A 19,896-nucleotide genomic window follows, 5' to 3' on the forward strand; every position below is an offset into this window, starting at 1 on the left:
CTTCTCAAGCGGCAAGCCACAAATAGGCAATGGCATGCTCACTTTGAGCGCTAGCTACATAATCTGTTAAGTAGAAATAGATATTAAGCTTACTAGGAAACTATAGGAGGTCGGAGGCTAATCATGAGTAATATTAGAGGAAAAAAAATTATGGTCACAGGAGGATCGGGGTTCTTGGGTTCACACGTGGTCGAGCTTCTTCTAAAGAGCGGCGCAGGGGACATCATTGTGCCTAGAAGCAAGCAATACGATTTAACAAGGCAGGAGGTCTGTCTGTCCCTCATTCGGGATACCCATCCCGATATTGTCATTCATTTAGCGGCTAAGGTCGGCGGCATCGGAGCAAACCGCGTTAATCCCGGCTCATTCTTCTACGACAATCTCTCCATGGGCATCCATCTAGCGGAAGCCTCCCGTCTGCACGGCGTTGAGAAATTTGTAGCCTGCGGCACGATCTGCTCCTATCCCAAATTTGCGAATGTTCCCTTCAGGGAAGAGGAACTGTGGGATGGCTACCCAGAAGAAACCAATGCACCCTACGGCTTGGCCAAAAAAATGCTGCTCGTTCAGTCACAGGCCTACCGCAAGCAATACGGGTTTAATTCCATTTTTCTGCTTCCGGTCAACCTTTACGGTCCGCGGGATAACTTCGACTTGGAAACATCGCATGTCATTCCAGCATTGATACGCAAATGTCTAGAGGCCAAAGCGCAGGGCTCGGATCATATTGAGGTTTGGGGCACAGGGATCGCTACTCGCGAATTTCTATATGTCGAGGATGCGGCCGCAGGCATTGTGCAGGCTACCGATCAATTCAATGGCGAGGAGCCCGTTAATATCGGCACTGGCCGAGAGATTTCAATCAAAGCGCTGACGGAGCTCATTGCTGAGAAAACCGGTTATAACGGAACTATTGTATGGGACGCAAGCCGCCCCGACGGTCAGCTTCGCAGATGTCTCGACACGTCCAAGGCCGAGCAGCTATTCAGCTTTAAAGCCAAAACCGATTTGCCCGAAGGCTTGGAGAAAACGGTGCAATGGTATATCGGTCAGCAAGCCAAAGCTTAAACGGCTGGCACCGCTTTTGCCAGTAATCGCTCATGACGTGAAGAACGATAACCATTCCTTGGCGTTGAAAGACGCATAGATCTTTATGGTTTAACAAAAGCCTCAGCGAGAGATGACTCTCGCTGAGGCTTTTCCATTCGGTTAGTATTTTCTCTTCTTCAAGGCAGCAGGCTTGCGCAGTCCTGCTTTCAGTAAAGGTTTACGAGCAAGCCCGTTTCTAGGATTCCTTGCAGCCAGTGGCTTTGCTGTCTTCCTTCCGCGCTTCGTTATCCAATTAACTCCACTCTTTCTGCTGCTCCGGCTCTTTCCGCGCACGCTCTTTGCTCTTCTCGGCCTAACCACGGCAGGCGCGACTGTCCGGTGGATTGCTCCGCGATTGGCAAAATAAAAATTCGATACCTCTGCAAAATAAGCGTTCAGCACGTTCTCGAGACCTTGCGGCGTAAACAGCTTCGACTCATTATTTTTTGTGCGCAGCTTGTCGAACCAGCCTCTTACGCTTTGAATAAATTCATCGGTTGCCCGCAGCCGCCGGTTGCATACGTCCATATGGAGATTGAGCTCTTCGTCTGAAGGCAAGAGTCCCATGCGAATGAGCTGGTTGTAAACGATCTTCCTGCCGACTAGCCGCTGTTCCTCGCCATGCTTCGCACCCACTTGCTCCCCGTGAATCCGATAATGGAGCAGGACATCGGGCAGGTTCGTCACGCGAGTTAAATGAGCCATGCGCGACCAAAGCTCGTAATCTTCCGTATGGGGGGAATTATAGTCATAATAGAGCGCATAACTCTTTACGACTGATTTACGCATCATAACTGTCGGGTGATTCAAGGCGCAATAGAAAAGAAGCCCCGCCTTGATATCGTCATGGTCTGTCGGATGCTTCACCCATACATCCTGATGCATATACTTCATAGCAGTGCCGCAGAGCCCAATTTCTGGATACTGGTTCATAAATTCGACTTGTCTTCCAAGTCGGTCTGGGAACGCGAAGTCATCACAATCCATTCTCGCGATATATTCGCCCTCTGCCAAATCAAGCCCTTTATTCAGCGTAAAGATCAATCCTCGATTGGAGCCATTGCTATAAAAACGAATGCGAGGGTCAGCGTATGACGAAATGATAGCCGCACTCTGATCAATGGAGCCATCGTCAATCAACACCAGCTCAAAATCATTGAAGTTTTGGTTTAATATGCTTTCAATCGCTTCACGCAAAAATAATTCACCATTATAGACGGGCATTAATACCGTTACTTTTGGCACCACTCGGCCTCCTTCAATACATCCTCTATTATAGGATGATCGATAGCTGCGGATGGATTGGACAAAAGCCGCGGGGCATATTCACTGTTCTTGCGGTCAAAGCCGCACAGCATAAATGTCGCCCCATAATAAATCAGCCTTCAGGCTGCCCATTCGCCCGCACATCTCCTCAGCCGAACACCAGCTGTCATAATGGAAGGCTAGCGATTCCCCTAGAGAGAGGTTGAAGCGGTAGCGGCCAAGACTCTCTAAATAGCGGATGCACGACAGCGTAGAGGACATGACCTCATCCGAGAACTCAAAGGACAGGGCAGGGATCGGCTTGGATAATCCGCGAAAAACCTGCATCTCATAGCCCTCCACATCGATTTTGCAAAAATCCGGCATCCCATACTGGGCAATCAGCGTGTCCAAGCGAATGACCGGCACGGTAATCGGCTGATACCAATTATAATGGCCGAAGCGTCCGCTGGTTCTCATCGTCTGAATCCACTCTTTATTCATGGACGATATCGTATGCGCGTCGCTGACGATCATTTCCGCTTGCCCTTCGCTGCTTCCTAACGCATAAGGAATGAGCGTAAAGCCCGGCCTATCCTTGAATTGCTGCAGCAGCACCTCCTGACAGCCCGGCTGCGGCTCAACAGCAACGACATTCACGCCCAGATCCAAAAAAACGCGCGTGCGGTTACCTACGTTGGCTCCGATATCAAAATACAAATTGCCCGGACCCTTGAAGGAAGAATAAAAATCAGCCATGGAATCGCTCATGCTTTTACCTCCTTAGATTAATAGAATTGGGGATGGTTATTCCGAATTTGTTGGACAATGGCAGCATGCCGTTGGCCCGCGTCATAGGATAACGAATGCCCATGGCGCCTGTAGAGAAGCAGCGCCTCCGGAATCGCTTCGCCAGGCCACCCGCTCTCGCATAAGGAGATCCAGAAATCCCAATCCTCATAGCCATAAATCATGTTCTCGTTGTAGCCGCCAGCCGCAATCCACGCCTGTTTGCGGAATAGCGACGTTACGCACACGATATTCTCGGAGAGCAGACGATTGAAATCGAATACGGGCGGTATCCAAACCCATGAGGTATCGCCGAAATACTCCAAGCCTACCGTTGCGAAGCCAAGTTCCGGCTTGGCTTCCAGCACGCGAAACGCTTTTTCGATTAAAGTTGGCCGCAGCTTATCGTCCGCATCAAGGGGCAAAATATATTTGCCTCTTGCCGCTTTGATCCCTACATTTCGGCCATGCGGCAGCCCAATATTCGTCTGTACATGGATCACTCTCGTCTTTGGTTTTTTCAGCCGGTTCAGCACTTCAATCGTATAAGGGTCGGTGGAGCCGTTATTTACGACAATAATCTCAAATTCTTGGAAGGTCGAGCCCAGGCAGGAGTTAACCGCATCCTCTACGTATCGGCCGTAGTTATAGCAAGGAATAATGATGCTGACCAACGGGTCCATTCGAAGCTCTGTGCCCAGTTGATTCCGTATCATTCGTCTCACCTGCAATTCATCCTTCAGCCAATCATGCCAAAGCTCGTAAAGGCGATGCTCGCTGAACAGATCCGGATGATTATTTGCCACCTGCCGCACTAGCCGGTCGTGCTTGAAATCATCGGAAGCTCCGCCTGCCACACGGTAGGATAAAGGCGTATCCGCAACAATGGCAGCGCCCCACCCTCGCTTTGCGAGCGAGATCCAAAAATCCCAATCCTCGTATCCCTCGGTCATGCTCTCGTTGAAGCCTCCCGCCTCCAGCCATGCCTGTTTGCGAAACAAAGCGCTGCTGCATACGATATTTTGCGACAGCAAATGGCCCAAATGAAAAGGGGGTGCCTCCCAGGTATAATGAATAGCCCCAAACGTTTGATAGCCTGACGTAGCAAAACCAAGCTGTGATTGGCCCATTAGCTGCTCAAGCGCCTTTCCCATGAAGGCGGGATGAAGCTTGTCATCCGCATTTAGGCAAATGATAAACTCGCCCTTCGCTTCCCGGATTCCCGTGTTTCTCGCATATGAAACTCCTTTGTTTTCTTGTTCTACCATTCGTATATTCGTATGATTCAGTCGTCTGATAACATCCTGTGCATAGCCGTCTTTCAAACCGTAATCGACCACGATAATTTCAAATGCCGAAAAGGCGGAGTTTAGGCAGGATTCGATGGCTTGCTCAAGATTCAACCCCTCATCCCGGCAGGGGATGACAACGCTGATGATCGGTACCATAAGTTTTGCTCCTTTCATTCCGGGGTCGCTTTTCGATCCGGAAGCAAATAATAGTTAAATAAGTCCTTCGTTACGGACAAGCCGTATTTTACAGTTAGCAGCGACAACACCGACTGGTCGTAGCGATGCTCGATAAATTCCGGGAAATTAGGAAGACCGCAGACGTTTGCCCCATCTAGCAGCACCGTTTTGGTGACACAGAACGAAAGCCACTCCTCCAGCAGCTTTCGGCTGCGTTCGTTATTATGAAAAATAAAAAAACCCGCCCACACCTGCTCCGCACTCCAATAAGCCGGCTCATCGCATTGCATTTGCACGAAACAATCTCTCTTGGTCCAGCACTTATTTAAATAAGACATGGTCTTAAAAAAAGCGAAGCCGCCATGATCCGCGCAAAGCGAGAGGAGCGGGCCAAGCGGCCGAATAAACCGGTTGTCGGCATCAGAATAGAGAATCACCGCATTCTCTTCCGCCTTTGACAGCGAATCCAATAAAATGTAAGGCTTCCAAAGCCACAACCCGTTCCCCTTCTCATGCTGCAAAAGCTCCTGATGGTCACGGGCGAATACCGTTCCCTCAAGGTCGCTGGGACTATACGAGATCACGCGGTCTACGCCGAACTGAAGCGCGGAAGCATTGAGCTGCTCTCGGTAAGGCTGATAGGCGAAGGAAGCAAAGCTGACTAAATATATCATGAGTGATCACTGCTTTCTCTTCAGGATCTTGATCGCCCCGTACGATGAACCCATGCATAATCCTTGACCTTGCTTGGCGTCCATCGCCCGTAAAAAATATTCGTATTCCTCTCCATGACATGCTGGAACATGCGGCTCATGTCTGAATTGTAGTTTGCCATCGTCAAGGAACGGTTCTCTACATCCGCAAGCATGGCGTACACTTTGTAGCCGTAGTGGCTTGCCCGAAAGCATAAATCCATATCATCTTGGTACAGCGGAGCATAAACTTCATCCAAATAGCCATACTGCTCCAGAAATGTTTTCCGCAAGATTAGCGGTCCGCGCATACAGGCGTCCACCTCAAACACCCGCGATTTCAATTGTGGATCTGCCCGCTCATCCTGTCTCCAGTAGACTTCATTAGGCGTACAGGATATTTGGCCAGGTCCCTGCAAAACCGTTCCTCTTGGATAAAAATTAACGCCGGACAAACAGCCTAGTATCGCGCATTTCCGGTTTTTCTCCAAAAATTGCACAGCTTCGAAAAAAAGATTGCGATCATGCACGTAATTATCGTCCTGCACAATTACGCAGTAAGCACCAGTTGCCTTTTTCAAGCCGATATTGTTTGATCGCGTTTCGAATAGATTAGGTGTCGTCTCATAAGCAATGCTGTACTCTGGCTTGATGCTTCCGAAGTAACCTTTGACCACTTGCTCGCTGCGATCGCTGCAGCCGTCAAATATAATCCGAAGCTCAGCATTTCCGTATTCATGGATAGCCAAATGCAGCTCAGAAAGCAGGGAAACGATGGTCTCTTCCTTATTAAAGACAGGGAGAATGATGCTGATCTTAGGATATAAGCTTCCGTTCATTACATCCTTTAGCGTGCTTTCAAGCACCAATTTGTAAGACAAATGATACTCTTCGAAATAATCGAGCGTCTTTTTCTTCCACGCAAGGATATCGGAGTCGGATAATTGCTGGGTTCGAAGCAGCAGTTGCTTCTGCTGTGAATGGTCAACGGGGTCGAACAAGCCAAGCGGAGAAAAGTCGAGGCCCGCATGACGACTCAGCAGCGGTATAACGCCGTAGCTGATCGCCTCAAGAAGCAGCGGCTCGTGTTTGCCTAACGTGGGATATAAGATAAAATCACTCTGGGCCAGCAAGTCTGCCCGCTGCTCTGCATCCAACTGCCCGCCATGAAAGAACAGTTTACCGCCCATCGTCGACTGCAATTGCGCGATGCGGCCGGCAAAAAAAGCATTAACCGGCTTGCCTGCTATATGCAGCTGTATATTTTCATTTGCAATTATGGGCTCAGAAAATAATAGAAACACGGCGTCAAAACCGCTGCTAAAGCCGATCTCAGAAGCCATGAACGTAAAGATCCTTGTATGTCCCGCATCTTTGCGCCAACGGGATTGCACGTCCTGAGGTTCGGGACGATGACTCGGTCCAGCAAGCAAGGTTTTAAACTTACGTTTCGGTACGCCGTGCTGGATATAAGAACTGTACGTTTCCATATTGCCGATGCCAATGATAAAATCCGCTTTCTTCATAGATTGGTTCAGCGCATCTGCATCACCGGAATCGGACGGTTGGAATGCCGCTTCCGGCAACCCGTGTCCAGCCTTTAGTGTGAGCATGCTCCGCATCGTCTCAGCGGGATGTCTCCCTTCCGTCAACAGCAGGATCTTCGCAAAGCGGCAAATACCCTCCATGGCGGTAAAGCCCCCCGCGCTTCCGACAAACCAATCATATTCACAGCCTTTCAGCTTGCTGCGTTCCTGCTCGGAGCCATCGCTGACTGTAACGCTGCCCAGTTGAAGCAGAATTTCATAAAGCACTCCGTCAAAAGGGCCGGAAGAATGCTCCAGTTTGTCATCCGCAGTTGCTTCATATCCAAACAAGATTTTCATGTTCGCCACTCCTTTTAATTTCTTAATAGTGCAAGGCCACGATACCTCTGGAGTGGTCAGCCATAATTCGTGCATGCAGCGTGCGAATAAGGTCCAGAAATAGCTGCGCTGACCTTATTCATCCTTTAGCCTCCTTATTCCCTCCTCCAAGGTTATGGTTGGCCTCCAATTCGGCATTTGCCGGCCCTTATTCCATGGAACCATAATTTCACGAGGGTGATAGGGCCTTCCTCCCCAATCGATCTGCAGCGGCAGTCCAACTATACTTTCAATATGAGCCGCTAGTTTCTTTAGGCTAACTGGCTTTCCAGATGAAACGGCATAAGTCTCATCCTTTACGGAATCATCATTAAGCAAGCGATGGGCAGCCAGCACATAAGCCTCCACCACATCATCGATGTGAACGAGTTCAATCAGCTGCTCGCCTGGGGACATAGCGAGCGGCTGCTGTTCCTTGGCCGCTTTTAGCAGCAGGGAGACGATTTTGGATCTCGGATCGCCCGGTCCATAGTTGTCATACAGCTCCAATGTAATCGCCCGAATTGGCGTTGACTCCGTATAATAGCTTAAAATATCCTTGAAAGCCTGCTTGGAGGCATCGTATAACGATTTTGGACTGTAGCTTTGATTTCCGTAATGCTGCGAGAATGTGCCTGTATTAATTAATTGGTATACCCTGTGGGCCGCCATCGCTTCCAGCAGCTGCGTCCCAAACACAATATTGCTGTGCAGCATAGGTGCAATCTGTTCCGGCACATAGGTAGCCTTCGCAAGGGAGGCCAAATGAAACACGATTTCCGGCTCCGCCTGCTGCACGATTGCGAATAGGCTTGCCGTCGTACCTTCATGCCTGTGAATCATCAAGCTCGCTGCTTGAACCGGCAGGAGGGCAAGACTCGACTTCTCCCTAGCAATGACGTGAACGTTCCACCCCTCTGCGAGCAGCCTCTTAACGACCATTGAACCAATATAGCCTGTCGCTCCCGTCACGAGAGCGTTATGGCTTTTGACCGAATGCTTCTCTTTCATCCGCCATTCACCTCAGCCTGTAGTCATGCTATATTCGTTCAGCTGGCTCAAGCAAACCTGCCTCATCTTCTCCTTCTTCTGATAGGCGAGCGTCCATTCGATCACCTTATCCAGTGCTTGATTCAAATTCCATCGCGGCTTCCAGCCGAGCAGTTGCTGAGCCTTGGAGCAGTCCAGCTTGAGATAATGGGCCTCGTGGGCATAGGAGCTGAAGTCGATGCTGTATGCTGCGCCATCCCCCCATTTCTTGCATAGCTGCTCCACGATCCAGCCGACGGGCTTCGCATCTTGGTCAAGCGGCCCGAAGTTCCAGCTTTCGGCGAAAGCAATTCCTTCTTCCACCAGCTTCTGTGCAAGCAGCAAATATCCGCTGAGCGGCTCCAGCACATGCTGCCAAGGACGAATCGCATGAGGATTGCGAATCATAACCTCGCTTGCGTTCATAAAGGCCCGCACCGTGTCCGGAACCAAGCGGTCCTGCGCCCAGTCTCCGCCGCCGATAACATTGCCTGCTCTTGCCGTCGCTAAAGCGACGCCGTGCTTCCGGAATGATTTGGCGTTAAAAAATGAGCTGCGGTAAGCTGCGGTGACGAGCTCCGAGCAGGCTTTGCTGTTCGAATACGCGTCATAGCCGCCTAACGGGTCATTCTCCCTGTAGCCCCATGCCCATTCCTTGTTCTCATAGCATTTGTCGGTCGTTACATTAATGACAGCCTTAATGGGTATGCCGCTTTCCACTGCCAGTCTCACTGCTTCCAGCAGATTAACCGTGCCCATTACGTTAACATCAAAGGTATGTGCGGGGTCGGCATAAGAAGGCTTAACCAGTGCTTGAGCAGCCATATGAATGACAACATCCGGCTCTGCCGCGGACAAAGCCTCGCTTAATCTCGCTTTATCCCGAATATCGCCAATCACAGAGTTAATCAAGCTGTCAATGCCGCAAAGCTCATATAAGTTTGGCACGGTTTGCGGTTCAAGTGCATAACCGGTTACCGTTGCACCCATCGTGCTCAGCCACAGACATAGCCAGCTGCCCTTGAATCCCGTATGTCCGGTAATAAACACCTTTTTGCTCTGCCAAAAGCTCTCATTCATTACCGACACTCCCTTATTTTTTCCATGGCGCTTTACCTGATTTCCATAATTCATCCAATACGGTTTTGTCTCTGAGCGTATCCATCGGCTGAAAGAAGCCGGCATGCTTATAGGCCATAAGCTCACCGTCCTTCGCGATTTTTTGCAAACAATCCGTCTCCAGATTGGTTTGATCCCCTTCAATGTAGTCGAGTAGCTTCGGCTCCATAATGAAGAAACCCGAATTGATCCAGTTCCCGTCCCCTTTGGGCTTCTCCATAAAGTCGATCACCTGGCGATTCTCATCCAGATCAAGAGCACCGAACCGCCCGCTGGGCTGCGTTGCGGTCACGGTAGCCAGCTTGCCATGCGACTGATGAAACTCGGCCAGCTTGCCGATATCTACGTCCGAAACGCCGTCCCCGTACGTAAGCATAAAAGTTTTGTTGCCTAAATAGGGTTGAACCCGCTTCAGCCTTCCGCCTGTCATCGTTTCTTTGCCTGTATCGACCAGCGTGATTTTCCAAGGCTCAATCTTGGATTCGTGAATCGTCATCTCGCTGCTGTTCGACAAGTCAAAGGTCACGTCGGAATGGTGCAAAAAATAATGATAAAAATATTCTTTAATGAAATAACCCTTATATCCCAAACAAATAATAAAATCCGTAAAGCCGTAAAATGCATAAGTTTTCATGATATGCCACAGGATTGGCTTATCGCCAATGTCAATCATCGGCTTCGGTCTTGTGAGCGATTCCTCGCTAATGCGCGTACCGAATCCCCCTGCTAATATGACTACCTTCGTATCTTTGCCCAGACTGCTCATAGAACCTTCCTTTCTTCTCGTAGATGGAGTTTGTCATCTTACTATATTTATGCATGCCCCGGTTTGTTGTTCTGATGAATACCTAGAGTGCAAAAATTTAATAGAGATTGATTCAGCCGCGGCAATCGAGCGATCCCTTGCTAGATTAAGAGAATAGGATAAATATGGCGCAAAGTTATCTATAAGCATGAAGCTTTGAGCTATGAGCAGCTCCATGAACAGCATAGACAGGTACATTATACGCGGGCGTTCGCATTCAACGGTCGGCTCCTCGACCTGTTATCCCGCTACAGCTATGTTCTGTTCTCTGCTAAAGTACTTCGATTTATTAGCCCGTTCTCGATTGCCCATATTGGCCGTCAACTCGAGAATCATATTAATGCTCTATGCTTCTATTTGCTTCCTGTCCAATCCATCGATAAAATTCGGAAAAATTTGGAGGGAAAATATAAATTTTTTTGAATTAAACCTATCAATTGCCCTTACCTCTGAAGAGAACTCACATAGAATATAGGAAACACATGTGTCATTCTATGGAGGTGTACTCTTGTCTCGATCAACAGCCAAGCGCATTTCAGGCTCAAATAAACGCGTCAAGCCCAAAAAAACATCGCAGCGGATAAGGCGGAGAACATCGCGGCTCCGGAAGCGGGGACTACGTGCATCCAAACGGTTATTTCGCGGCAGAAGAACAGGAAAACGTGGCTTCTTCGCTAGAGCTTCAGCGCCGCTCGCGCAGCCGGAGGTGACCGCAGCCCTGCCGCAACATGAACCGGAGGTGAGTGCCTTAACGGCAAAAGTACCACTCGTTGGCATTTTGTTCAGCAAGGACCGCGCTTTGCAGCTGGATGCGGCGCTTCGTTCACTCAACCTGCATGCGCTAGATGTTTCCTCTGCTCAAATCAAAGTGCTGTATACGACCTCAAACGCTTTTTACGAAGCGCAATATGACCGGCTCAAAGCGAGCTTTCCGCAGGTTCAATTCATTAAGGAAGAGCAGTTCAGGCAGCAGATTTTGGCAGCGATCGAGAATTCCCATTACGTTATGTTTATCGTAGATGACTGCCTGTTCGTTCGCGACTTCACCCTGCAGTCCGTCATGAATACGCTGGCGGCGCACGGAGACCTGCTGGGCTTCTCCTTAAGGCTTGGACCAAATATTCGGTACTGCTACACGATGGACGCGCCTCAGGCGATTCCAGCCTATCAATCCGTTGAATACGGCCACTGCAAATTCGATTGGACGACGGCACAGCATGAATTTGGTTATCCGCTCGAGGTTTCTAGCTCCGTTTACCGCACGGACGATCTTCTCCCGCATCTGCAGCAGCTCGACTTCTCCAATCCCAATACGTTTGAGGGAATCATGGCTGGCAACGCACGCGGGATTGCAGCTGGACGTCATTACCTCGCCTGCAACGAAGCTTCCCTCGCCTTTTGCAATCCGCTTAATTTGGTGCAGAACGTGTACGCTAACCGAGCGGTGAACAAGCAGGAATATTCGTCACATGAGCTGGCTTTGCTGTTCGAGAACGGCAACCGAATCGATGTTACCCGCTATACCAATCTGATCCCAGAGGCATGCCACCAGCATGTTGCTATTTTCTAACGGCTAGTCAGCAGCACGGTGCTCGGCTTCCATTAATGGCTCCCCACAACAAGGTATTCTTGTGGGGGCCATTTTTCTGTTTCTATATAAGGGAGTTGAACTCTTGATTTTAGACTTAATGAGTTTCTGAAAGCAGGATTCCATACGGACGCACAGTTGATTAATGATAGCTATTTATAATTAGGAATTTAATCCATAAACAAACGCGGAGCGCACCCCCTTCTTTAAACAGCAGTTGGTGGATCTCACCGTTCATTAATCTTTTTTAGTGGGGAACCGTTCGCGCACAAACTTCGTTTGCTTGCCCTCATCGGTAGCTTCGAGCGTATACATCGTTCTAGTAAACAAGAGATCCAACCGATGAAGCGATTTGTCCACACTCGTGATGGTGCAGCTTTGTTCAATATCAGACTTGACATAGGCCACAGCCAGAGCCATCGTCCAAATGGATATGGCAGGAACCCAAACTTCATGTGAAAGTTTCGATAGCATCGTCTGCTCGGGAGTCAACCATTCAGGAGCGTCTGTAGTAACACCCATCACCAAGCTAACCAACCCATTCATTGATCAGATTGGATGTAAGTGCTCACCGTTACAGGGTTTCTACGAGTGAACTCCGCGCTTTCGGTCACTGCATCTGCTTCACAGGATGAAAATAAATCGTTTAATCGCATTCATACATCCGGCGTTTTGTCTGTTATCTTAGCCGTTTGTTCAGTTCCTGTTGCTGTTGGTCTGCTGTTCGATTTCCATGGTCATCACCTGTCTCGTAAATTTAGCAGAAATAGCATAAATGGATGAGATAGATGTGATAGATGAAATAGGTCTAAAAAAAATAGATCTAATCTAGCCCATTGGCCCCAAATGATCTGGATATGGCTAGGTTTTGGAGAAATAGATCTAATTATTAGATCTATTCTGGTGCAAATGGCCGAAATGGATAAAATAGGTCTAAAAAATAGATCTAATCTAGCTCAGCAGCTTCAAATGGGCAGCTTATGGATGGGTTTTAGTGATATAGACATGTTGAACAGTAGTAATGAAGAATAAGCGAAATGAGAAAATCGCTCTAGAGAAACGAAGTGTCGCCTTAATAGCCGGATTCTTACCTATACACGTCTTAGTCAATCAAAGAATCTGGCTGCAACCGCGACTCCATAGAACGATCTACTTGAGCAGCGGCCAAAACGAGAAACTTTAGTTTAACTTATGTAGCAAGGTGAAACGGCTGTCGCCGTCCTTTGGCGACGCAGCGCGTTTCATTCCGAGAGATATAGAGAAAGGCTAGCGAAATGATATCCTTTCCTATATTTCAAAAAAAGCCGCAAGCGCTCGGAGCTCTCCGAATCGCTTGCGGCTTGTATTCCTGTCAGCTTCTTAAATAGTCATGGCCGCCAAAGTTGTTTTTATCGCGAATTAAAATTTTTGCCGGAAAAGGCAGCTCCGCACCTTCTACAAATCCATAGGAAGGAGTCATGACTTTTGGATTTTTGTCGGTCAAATATTTGTTTAGATGGGACTCATCGTACCAGACGGCATTAATTCCATTGCTCATATCGGCACGTATGCTTTCATCCAGCACGCGAATGAGGTTCATGTAATGCTCTGTCCGCCCCCCGTTTAAGCCGCCCATGTAATAATGGCTGCCCGTTCCTTCCGGAATATAGGCGAGACTTTGCGGATTCTTCTCGAAATCAAGCTCATGGCGCGGCCGATTGTAGAAGCCAGGGTGCTGTACCGCGACAATTCCTTCGTGAATCGGCAAAATTTCTTCGCGAACAGTGTCTACGAACTGCATATTTGCGTTGAAGAAATAAACGAAATCGCATTCCTGCTCCAACTGCTGCACCACATTTCTAAAGATCGCGTAACGAAGCAGCGTATTGCCTGGCCAACCTAAATTATCCTGATAAATTCGTTTGACGTTAGCTCTCTCTTCAGCCACGATCGATTCGGCATCTGTAAACACATAATAGGTTTTCGAATAGCCTGGGAGGAAATGAGCTTCGGCGCTTTGAAAGAAATTTTCCCAGAACAGCTTATATTTTCCTGTGCATATATACAAAATTCCGATTCGCGCGCCCGCTACACTGGCAATATCCGCTTCACTTGGAGCTTGCACGGTTACCTGGGAAGCCACTTGGCTCGGCTGGCCTGCTTGCTGGGCGGCACCGGGATTGTTCATATAGGCATCCTGATGCGCATCTTCAAAGCCTTTGGAATGGCCCTCCCTGTACCCTTGATCATAACCGGAATGAAACGGACCGCCTTTTCTTCTAAGCCGCGTTGTACCTCTCGGACGCTTCTTCAGCGTTCCTCCGCGCCTTTTCCCTTTTCTCAGCGTACTCCCGCTGCGACGGCTCTTGCTCCCGCGGCCGGTTCTTTGCGTCTTTTTTCCGCTGCTTATTTTGCCAGCCGTACTTTTTTTCCTTTTGATCGCCATAAATAACGTCCTCCTCATCGCATACTTATATATTGTCAGCCTTAATGATCGGAGGAGCTATGATCGGCAAGCCATCCGAAAACTGTTTTTTGTCTCCCTCCGTTAAAGGACGGATATAGCGGTGCTCAAGACCCCATGCCTTGAACGCCTGCTTAGTCGTCATGCGGTGCAGCTTGCCTTCAGTAAGCTGATGGATTTCACCATCCTGCGTAATGACGAATCCCCCTTCGGTAATCGCTGTTGTGAGGACGGAGAGCGCATTTATTTTCTGCTGCACAGCGGCTTCAGAAATGTCGCCTCCAATCGGCCAGTTCCACAGCTCAAGCTGTGGAAGCCTGACGGCATCATTTCGCGGCGCATTCGAGCTGTGCACGACATACCTAAGCCCATTTTCCACCCAATACAATTTAGAATCGGTTCCGGTTACGAGAATATGGCTGGGGTAAAAATCAGAACCCTTGCGCTGTTGCCCGAAAAATGCCGAATCCATCACCTTTTCCAGCCTGCCGATTTTTTCCCAATCGCCCCATTTCTCCAGAAAAAATGCGTTGTTAAGCAAGGAAGCATCGAGAAAAGAGCGCATCGTCACGCTGCCATAATGGTGAATGAACGTATCCTCCGCGACAACTAGATCAAGCCCAAGCAGCCGGATGCGGAGATAATAATCGACATCCTCACAGGTGCCAATGACATACCCCTCGTCAAAATAGCCAACTCTTTGCAGGACCTCTCTTGTCAGCAGCAGGCAAAAGCCCATAATGCCCTTTGATCTTCTCCAGCGCTGCGGATTGGATTGATTGTGGTTTTGGGCGAAGCTTTGCATCTCTACCATATTTTTGTAGTTGACCTCTATTTTCTGGTCATTGGATAAATAATTTGTCACAGGGCCAACCAGTCCAATCGATGGATCGCTTCTCAGGCACAGCAGCAAATTAGACAGCCAGTTTGTTGTCACAAGCGTATCATTATTGAGGATGACGATAGTCGTTCCTTTGGCCATCATTAGCCCTTGGTTGACACCACCGGAAAATCCAAGGTTTCTGGGCAAAATTTTGTATCGAATCATACCCGAATATGATTTCAAATAGGCTGGCGTCCCATCGGTTGAACCATTGTCAATGATGATAATCTCATAGGGCTCATTCGTGTATCGCTGAATACTCTCGATGCAGCCGCGTAAGTAACCCAGCTGATTGTAGGTAGGAATAATGATACTGGTACCGGCAAAGGGCTCATGATAGCTGGCTGCTCCCTTCACTCTGCCGTCCCTGTATCCTGCCGCGTATCTAGCTTGATAGACGGCTCTATTCTTTTTACGAATGATTCTCGGACGCTTACGCTTGCGAAGTGATCGTCTGCGCATATATCCTCACCTCCCTTTGCATGTACCGCACTGCTCACGGAAAGACGATTTGCAGCAGCTGGCTTAACCTTTTTTGATACGTGTGCTGCGCTAGCGTTTTTTTGAAGCCATTTAATGCGATTTGCTTCCGTTGCTCCTCATTTTGCAAATAATAAACGATTTTATCGACCAGTTCGTTGGCGGACGAATAAGTTTCGAGCTCTACCCCCGGCATATAAAAATCAGTTAGATCCTGGCGCACATCCGTTAGTTGAAACGCGCCGCTTGCAGAAATTTCATACGTGCGCGGGTTAATGGACAAGCCTGGGAGATTCCGGCTATTTTTGTTGTGCACTTTATCATCATGGGAGCGATGTATATTAATTACGATTTTGGCGCCGTTGTAATAGCTGGCTGCTTCATCTGCGCTGATCCAGGATACCCGAATGCCTTTGCTTAAGCTTCTGTAGCGCCTCAGCCGTTTCCAAAACAAGCCAACGATTCTTGTATCACGGGCGGCTAGTGTTGGAGCAATACGGTCAATCAGGCTGACCCGGTTGAAGAAAGCATTGCCAATAAAGCAAATATCGCTCTGGTATTGGGGCGCAACATATTTGGGCTTGTAGACAGCGGGATTCACCGCCAGCGGCATATAATGAACCTGGCAGCCAAGCTGCCTGTAGATCGGAATAGATGCCAGCTCATGCGTAAACAACCATTCGTACTGCGGAGCAATAACGGTGGTCACGTCCGTAACGTAAGGCTCATCGACAAGCCAGATCGCAGTTTTGATGCCGAGCGCACGTATCCCTTGCACCTGATTTCCCGGCACCTGCGTGCCGTGCATCACCAGCACCAAATCCGGCCTGCTGCGGGCAGCAAGCGCTACTAGATTGTCTGACGGGGCCGCGACGGTCAGCTCGCTGACCATGCCCCGCAGCGCCTCCGTGACCGCTTGATCCAGGTCGGGGAAGGGTCCTCTAAGACCGGCACGGACATATAATATTCGAATAGGATGCTGCGCGCTGGCTGAGGGAGGAAGCTTTTGCTGCAGCGCTTCGCAAGCGCCGACATGGTAACCGTGCTTCCATCCGGCCTGGCGCCCAGCTTCCCATCCGCTCGCATCTGCTCCCGCCGATTTTCTTGCGGATATTGTGCCCGTGGCTTGCTTCCGAAGTCTAACATTCAAGCTTTTTTTTCTCGGTTTCTGCTGCAGGATGGTCCCACCTCTTTCTCCACTCGTCTAGCCATTAAGCGTTGCCTACAAGCGCCCGTTCCAGCAAATCTATGCTGCGGTTCCAGTCCCATTTCTGCACCGTTTCTCGCCCACCTGCAACAAGTCGCTCGCGTAGCGCAGGGTCGGAAATGAGTCTCTGCACTGCATTAGACGCTGCCCGGACATCGTTCGGTATGACGAGTCCATTATAATTGTTGAGTAAATATTCGTCGGTGCCTGTAACGTCAGCCACGACAGGAACTCCCCCGCAAGCCATCATTTCGAGCGGCGGATACAGAAAGCTTTCCACCCGGCTCATCTTGAGCAAAATATCGCAGCTAGAGTAAATATGCTTCATCGTTTCATACGATACACTCTCAAAAAAACGGTCACACCGCCAGGAAGCAGCAGGGCGGCCTGCTGAGCTGACGCACCAAACCTCGCAGTTCAAATCCCGGACTGCAGCAAACGCATCGCTCATTCCTTTGTAAGGTACAGCAATTGGCCCTTCCAGCAGCACTCTGATTTTGTCCCCTTTAGGCGCAAAAGGCTGTGTCTCGTGAATCAGCTCGCCGTCGAGTCCATTTGGGATATAGATCGCTTGTTTCTTAAACGTCTGCTCGAGCCAGCGCTGAAGCCAGCCTGCCATCGTCAGAAACGTAAAATCGTCCGCTTTGTACGTTTGATACGCCAGCTTGGATTGCTCGGAAGAGGGAGCATAAAACCTGGATTCATCCGATTGGATGAAATAGAACCTTTTTTTCGCTTCGATTCTTCTGGCGGCGCTCAGCGTAGCCCAGAAAGTCGCGATGACAATATCCCGGTCAGACGGGGCACGAGATTCGGTCACAATCGGTACATGGACCGGATGCCAGCCGACATGCGTGTTGCCATCTAGAGAAACAAGGACAACATCATAGCCGCGCTGCTTAAGGCGATTGGCATGCTGGAGAATGACCGCAACACCGCCGGAGATCGAGCATCCTGGTATGACGTAAGCAATTTTCGGCTTGCATACGCCCGACTTAATCGCAATCCATCGCCCGTCCCGGTAGCCGTCCTTCCAGCCTGCATAGTAGCCCTCTTCACGGCTGCCTCTCCTGTCCCCTTGCGATTTTTTTCGCCCTATGCCGCTCCAGCGGCTTCTTCTTTTGATTTTCCTTTTTGATCGCAAGATCAGCTTAGGACGGACCTTAAGATTTTTGGATTTCATAATCTTTTTTCCTTCCCTTATATCTGTAATGGCAGTATACTTGGTGATTCTATGCATTCAACCCTATCCCATAGTATGTTTGATCCTTATGACCGCCACGGCATCTGTTACCATGGGATGCTTGCTCTTCTATTTAGTTGCAAAAAAATAGACTGTGGCACAGAAAATGCCCCAGTCTAGCTAATCTACTTAATCGAAATGCTCTTTTACTAGACGCAGTCCCGCTTCCTGCAGCGAGGCAAACGTCCCTGCATCGCACCACCAGCCCTTTAGGCTGCTGTGCTGAAGTGTCTTCCTTGCTGCATAATAATTATTGACATCCGTAATCTCAAGCTCACCTCTTCCTGAGGGAAGAAGCTTGCGAATGACTTCGAAAACTTCAGCGTTGTACATATAAATGCCGGTAACGCAATAATCAGAAGCGGGTTGATCCGGTTTTTCTTCAATTGAAACAATACGCCCATCTTCTAGGCGCGGAACGCCGAATCTCTCAGGATCCTCTACCTTCTTGAGCAAGACCATAGCCTCCCCGGCTTCGAATTGAAACTTTTCCATATATTCCCTGAGCGAATCCTCAAACAAATTATCTCCAAGTAATACAACAAAGTCCTCGTTCGGATGAATAAAACCGGAGGCAAGTGCAAGCGCTTCAGCAACACCGCCGGGCTGATCCTGTATTTTATAGACAATTTGGACTCCAAACGTATGGCCGCTTCCCAGAAACTCAAGATAAAGCCCTGCCGACTGCTTGCCAATAACGAGAAGAATTTCTTTAATACCGGCATCCGCCAGCTTTCTAATCGCATAATAGATCATCGGATATTTGCCAACGGGCAATAGATGCTTGTTCATCAGTTTCGTCAAAGGAGCTAGTCTTGTACCTGAACCCCCTGCCAGTATTACGCCTTTCATTCAGCAACCTCCCTCCCTAGTGCCATCCAATCTCCCTACTATATATATGTTTTTTTAAAAGATAAGAGTGGATGCATAACTACGTCTACGAACAATTGGACTCTAGCTCGCAGAGGTGGTTGGAAGATAGAAACTCGTACACCTGCCTTTTTATGCAGAGACAAGCTACAAAACCCTATGATTTTAATAAACTAGAGTTAGAGAGGCAAATGAAAGAAGAGGTGATTATATTGATTCGTAAAGCGATTATTCCAGCCGCCGGCTACGGAATTCGCAATTTACCGATAACGAAAGCCATACCGAAGGAATTGTTTCCCATTGGGAACCGGCCAGCCATCGACTACGTCGTCAAAGAGGCTATTGATGCCGGTATAACTGATATTCTCATTATTCTGTCCCGCAACAAAACTGAAATCATGAACTATTTTGACCGCTCGGTTGAACTTGAATCCCATTTGTATGCCACGAATAAGGATAGCTTGCTGCACAAAATACTGCCTTCTGAAGCGAATATCCAATACATTCGCCAATATGATGCGCTTGGTCTCGGGCATGCCGTGCTGCATGGCCAATCATTTGCCGCAGGCGAGCCGTTTGCTGTCCTCCTGCCCGATCAGCTTAGCCTGAACCGAACCTCCCTGCTCAATCCTTTGATTCAAAATTATGAAAAGTACAAAACCAATATTATCGGCCTGCAAACGGTAGCCCCCGAGCTGCTCTCCCAATATGGCGTCGCTTCGGCTAAGCAGCTGTACAGCCGTGTCTATGAAGTCGATTCGATCGTGGAAAAACCAGCTCATCACCCTCCATCGCAGCTTGCCGTCATGGGAAGGTACATTTTGGAACCCGGCATCTTCGAGCTGCTGAGGAAGACTCGCCCTGGCATTGGCGGAGAAATTCAATTGACGGATGCCTTGAATCAAATGGGACAAACGCGCAAATCAATCGGGTACGTCTACAAAGAGCGCTGGTATGATACCAGCATCGAACATGATTACCTAAAAATTCAGCAGCGCGTGTATCAAATGAATAAATACAACAAGCTATAGAAAGCTCAAA

17 protein-coding genes are annotated in these 19,896 nt (G+C 48.9%); 3 read left to right on the top strand and 14 right to left on the bottom strand.

Annotated elements, in window-relative coordinates:
• Positions 1 to 123: 123 nt before the first annotated feature.
• A complete protein-coding gene (locus E0496_RS03770; RefSeq protein WP_141500337.1) occupies positions 124 to 1,068 on the top strand; it encodes a GDP-L-fucose synthase family protein in 945 nt (314 codons plus the stop codon).
• Positions 1,069 to 1,209: 141 nt separating this feature from the next.
• Here the strand turns inward: E0496_RS03770 and E0496_RS03775 are convergent, their stop codons facing one another.
• From E0496_RS03775 to rfbF, 8 genes are all read right to left on the bottom strand, one after another.
• Positions 1,210 to 2,334: a glycosyltransferase family 2 protein gene (locus tag E0496_RS03775; protein WP_141500338.1), complete on the bottom strand. Its 1,125-nt coding sequence runs from the start codon at positions 2,332 to 2,334 to the stop codon at positions 1,210 to 1,212.
• Between the two features lie 96 nt (positions 2,335 to 2,430).
• A complete protein-coding gene (locus E0496_RS03780) occupies positions 2,431 to 3,105 on the bottom strand; it encodes an FkbM family methyltransferase (RefSeq protein WP_141500339.1) in 675 nt (224 codons plus the stop codon).
• Positions 3,106 to 3,122: 17 nt separating this feature from the next.
• Positions 3,123 to 4,571, bottom strand: a complete 1,449-nt coding sequence (locus E0496_RS03785) for a glycosyltransferase family 2 protein (RefSeq protein WP_161601300.1) — start codon at positions 4,569 to 4,571, stop codon at positions 3,123 to 3,125.
• Between the two features lie 14 nt (positions 4,572 to 4,585).
• Positions 4,586 to 5,266, bottom strand: coding sequence for a hypothetical protein (locus tag E0496_RS03790; protein WP_141500341.1), 681 nt, complete (start codon positions 5,264 to 5,266; stop codon positions 4,586 to 4,588).
• A gap of 20 nt (positions 5,267 to 5,286) precedes the next feature.
• On the bottom strand, positions 5,287 to 7,170 hold the full coding sequence (locus E0496_RS03795; protein ID WP_161601301.1) for a glycosyltransferase: 1,884 nt from the start codon (positions 7,168 to 7,170) through the stop codon (positions 5,287 to 5,289).
• A gap of 114 nt (positions 7,171 to 7,284) precedes the next feature.
• A complete protein-coding gene (locus E0496_RS03800) occupies positions 7,285 to 8,199 on the bottom strand; it encodes an NAD-dependent epimerase/dehydratase family protein (RefSeq protein ID WP_141500343.1) in 915 nt (304 codons plus the stop codon).
• 12 nt (positions 8,200 to 8,211) lie between these two features.
• Complete coding sequence (rfbG, locus tag E0496_RS03805) at positions 8,212 to 9,297, bottom strand: CDP-glucose 4,6-dehydratase (protein WP_141500344.1); 1,086 nt, start codon at positions 9,295 to 9,297, stop codon at positions 8,212 to 8,214.
• A 13-nt stretch (positions 9,298 to 9,310) separates the two neighbouring features.
• Positions 9,311 to 10,102 carry a glucose-1-phosphate cytidylyltransferase gene (rfbF, locus tag E0496_RS03810; protein ID WP_141500345.1) on the bottom strand — a complete coding sequence of 264 codons (792 nt, stop codon included), beginning with the start codon at positions 10,100 to 10,102 and terminating at the stop codon, positions 9,311 to 9,313.
• A gap of 547 nt (positions 10,103 to 10,649) precedes the next feature.
• On the opposite strand from rfbF, the gene E0496_RS03815 reads away from it, so the two are divergent.
• Positions 10,650 to 11,711, top strand: coding sequence for a hypothetical protein (locus E0496_RS03815; protein ID WP_141500346.1), 1,062 nt, complete (start codon positions 10,650 to 10,652; stop codon positions 11,709 to 11,711).
• 255 nt (positions 11,712 to 11,966) lie between these two features.
• On the opposite strand, the gene E0496_RS03820 is transcribed toward E0496_RS03815, so the two are convergent.
• The 6 genes from E0496_RS03820 to E0496_RS03845 all read right to left on the bottom strand — a co-directional run bounded on the left by E0496_RS03820 (position 11,967) and on the right by E0496_RS03845 (position 18,837).
• Positions 11,967 to 12,275, bottom strand: a complete 309-nt coding sequence (locus tag E0496_RS03820; RefSeq protein WP_206669704.1) for a winged helix-turn-helix domain-containing protein — start codon at positions 12,273 to 12,275, stop codon at positions 11,967 to 11,969.
• 805 nt (positions 12,276 to 13,080) lie between these two features.
• Positions 13,081 to 14,154 (bottom strand): family 6 glucosyltransferase, encoded by a 1,074-nt coding sequence (locus E0496_RS03825; protein WP_161601302.1) that lies wholly within the window; start codon positions 14,152 to 14,154, stop codon positions 13,081 to 13,083.
• Between the two features lie 25 nt (positions 14,155 to 14,179).
• Entirely contained in the window at positions 14,180 to 15,517 is a 1,338-nt protein-coding gene (locus tag E0496_RS03830) for a glycosyltransferase family 2 protein (protein ID WP_141500349.1), read from the bottom strand.
• Positions 15,518 to 15,551: 34 nt separating this feature from the next.
• Complete coding sequence (locus tag E0496_RS03835) at positions 15,552 to 16,685, bottom strand: CgeB family protein (RefSeq protein WP_141500350.1); 1,134 nt, start codon at positions 16,683 to 16,685, stop codon at positions 15,552 to 15,554.
• Between the two features lie 61 nt (positions 16,686 to 16,746).
• On the bottom strand, positions 16,747 to 17,925 hold the full coding sequence (locus tag E0496_RS03840) for a glycosyltransferase family 4 protein (RefSeq protein WP_161601303.1): 1,179 nt from the start codon (positions 17,923 to 17,925) through the stop codon (positions 16,747 to 16,749).
• 189 nt (positions 17,926 to 18,114) lie between these two features.
• Positions 18,115 to 18,837, bottom strand: a complete 723-nt coding sequence (locus tag E0496_RS03845) for a sugar phosphate nucleotidyltransferase (protein WP_141500352.1) — start codon at positions 18,835 to 18,837, stop codon at positions 18,115 to 18,117.
• Between the two features lie 152 nt (positions 18,838 to 18,989).
• On the opposite strand from E0496_RS03845, the gene E0496_RS03850 reads away from it, so the two are divergent.
• Positions 18,990 to 19,886 carry a UTP--glucose-1-phosphate uridylyltransferase gene (locus E0496_RS03850; protein WP_241674559.1) on the top strand — a complete coding sequence of 299 codons (897 nt, stop codon included), beginning with the start codon at positions 18,990 to 18,992 and terminating at the stop codon, positions 19,884 to 19,886.
• Positions 19,887 to 19,896 lie beyond the last annotated feature (10 nt).

This window comes from Paenibacillus luteus (genome assembly GCF_006542765.1).
Taxonomy (GTDB): Bacteria; Bacillota; Bacilli; order Paenibacillales; family Paenibacillaceae; genus Pristimantibacillus; species Pristimantibacillus luteus.

What these genes read in the sequence shown, in the direction of transcription:
- rfbG (WP_141500344.1), bottom strand. Translation starts at nt 9,297, where the DNA reads ATGAATGAGAGCTTTTGGCAGAGCAAAAAGGTGTTTATTACCGGACAT.
- E0496_RS03785 (WP_161601300.1), bottom strand. Translation starts at nt 4,571, where the DNA reads ATGGTACCGATCATCAGCGTTGTCATCCCCTGCCGGGATGAGGGGTTG.
- E0496_RS03840 (WP_161601303.1), bottom strand. Translation starts at nt 17,925, where the DNA reads ATGAAATCCAAAAATCTTAAGGTCCGTCCTAAGCTGATCTTGCGATCA.
- E0496_RS03830 (WP_141500349.1), bottom strand. Translation starts at nt 15,517, where the DNA reads ATGCGCAGACGATCACTTCGCAAGCGTAAGCGTCCGAGAATCATTCGT.
- E0496_RS03790 (WP_141500341.1), bottom strand. Translation starts at nt 5,266, where the DNA reads ATGATATATTTAGTCAGCTTTGCTTCCTTCGCCTATCAGCCTTACCGA.
- E0496_RS03800 (WP_141500343.1), bottom strand. Translation starts at nt 8,199, where the DNA reads ATGAAAGAGAAGCATTCGGTCAAAAGCCATAACGCTCTCGTGACGGGA.
- rfbF (WP_141500345.1), bottom strand. Translation starts at nt 10,102, where the DNA reads ATGAGCAGTCTGGGCAAAGATACGAAGGTAGTCATATTAGCAGGGGGA.
- E0496_RS03850 (WP_241674559.1), top strand. Translation starts at nt 18,990, where the DNA reads ATGCAGAGACAAGCTACAAAACCCTATGATTTTAATAAACTAGAGTTA.
- E0496_RS03820 (WP_206669704.1), bottom strand. Translation starts at nt 12,275, where the DNA reads ATGAATGGGTTGGTTAGCTTGGTGATGGGTGTTACTACAGACGCTCCT.
- E0496_RS03770 (WP_141500337.1), top strand. Translation starts at nt 124, where the DNA reads ATGAGTAATATTAGAGGAAAAAAAATTATGGTCACAGGAGGATCGGGG.
- E0496_RS03845 (WP_141500352.1), bottom strand. Translation starts at nt 18,837, where the DNA reads ATGAAAGGCGTAATACTGGCAGGGGGTTCAGGTACAAGACTAGCTCCT.
- E0496_RS03780 (WP_141500339.1), bottom strand. Translation starts at nt 3,105, where the DNA reads ATGAGCGATTCCATGGCTGATTTTTATTCTTCCTTCAAGGGTCCGGGC.
- E0496_RS03795 (WP_161601301.1), bottom strand. Translation starts at nt 7,170, where the DNA reads ATGAAAATCTTGTTTGGATATGAAGCAACTGCGGATGACAAACTGGAG.
- E0496_RS03825 (WP_161601302.1), bottom strand. Translation starts at nt 14,154, where the DNA reads ATGGCGATCAAAAGGAAAAAAAGTACGGCTGGCAAAATAAGCAGCGGA.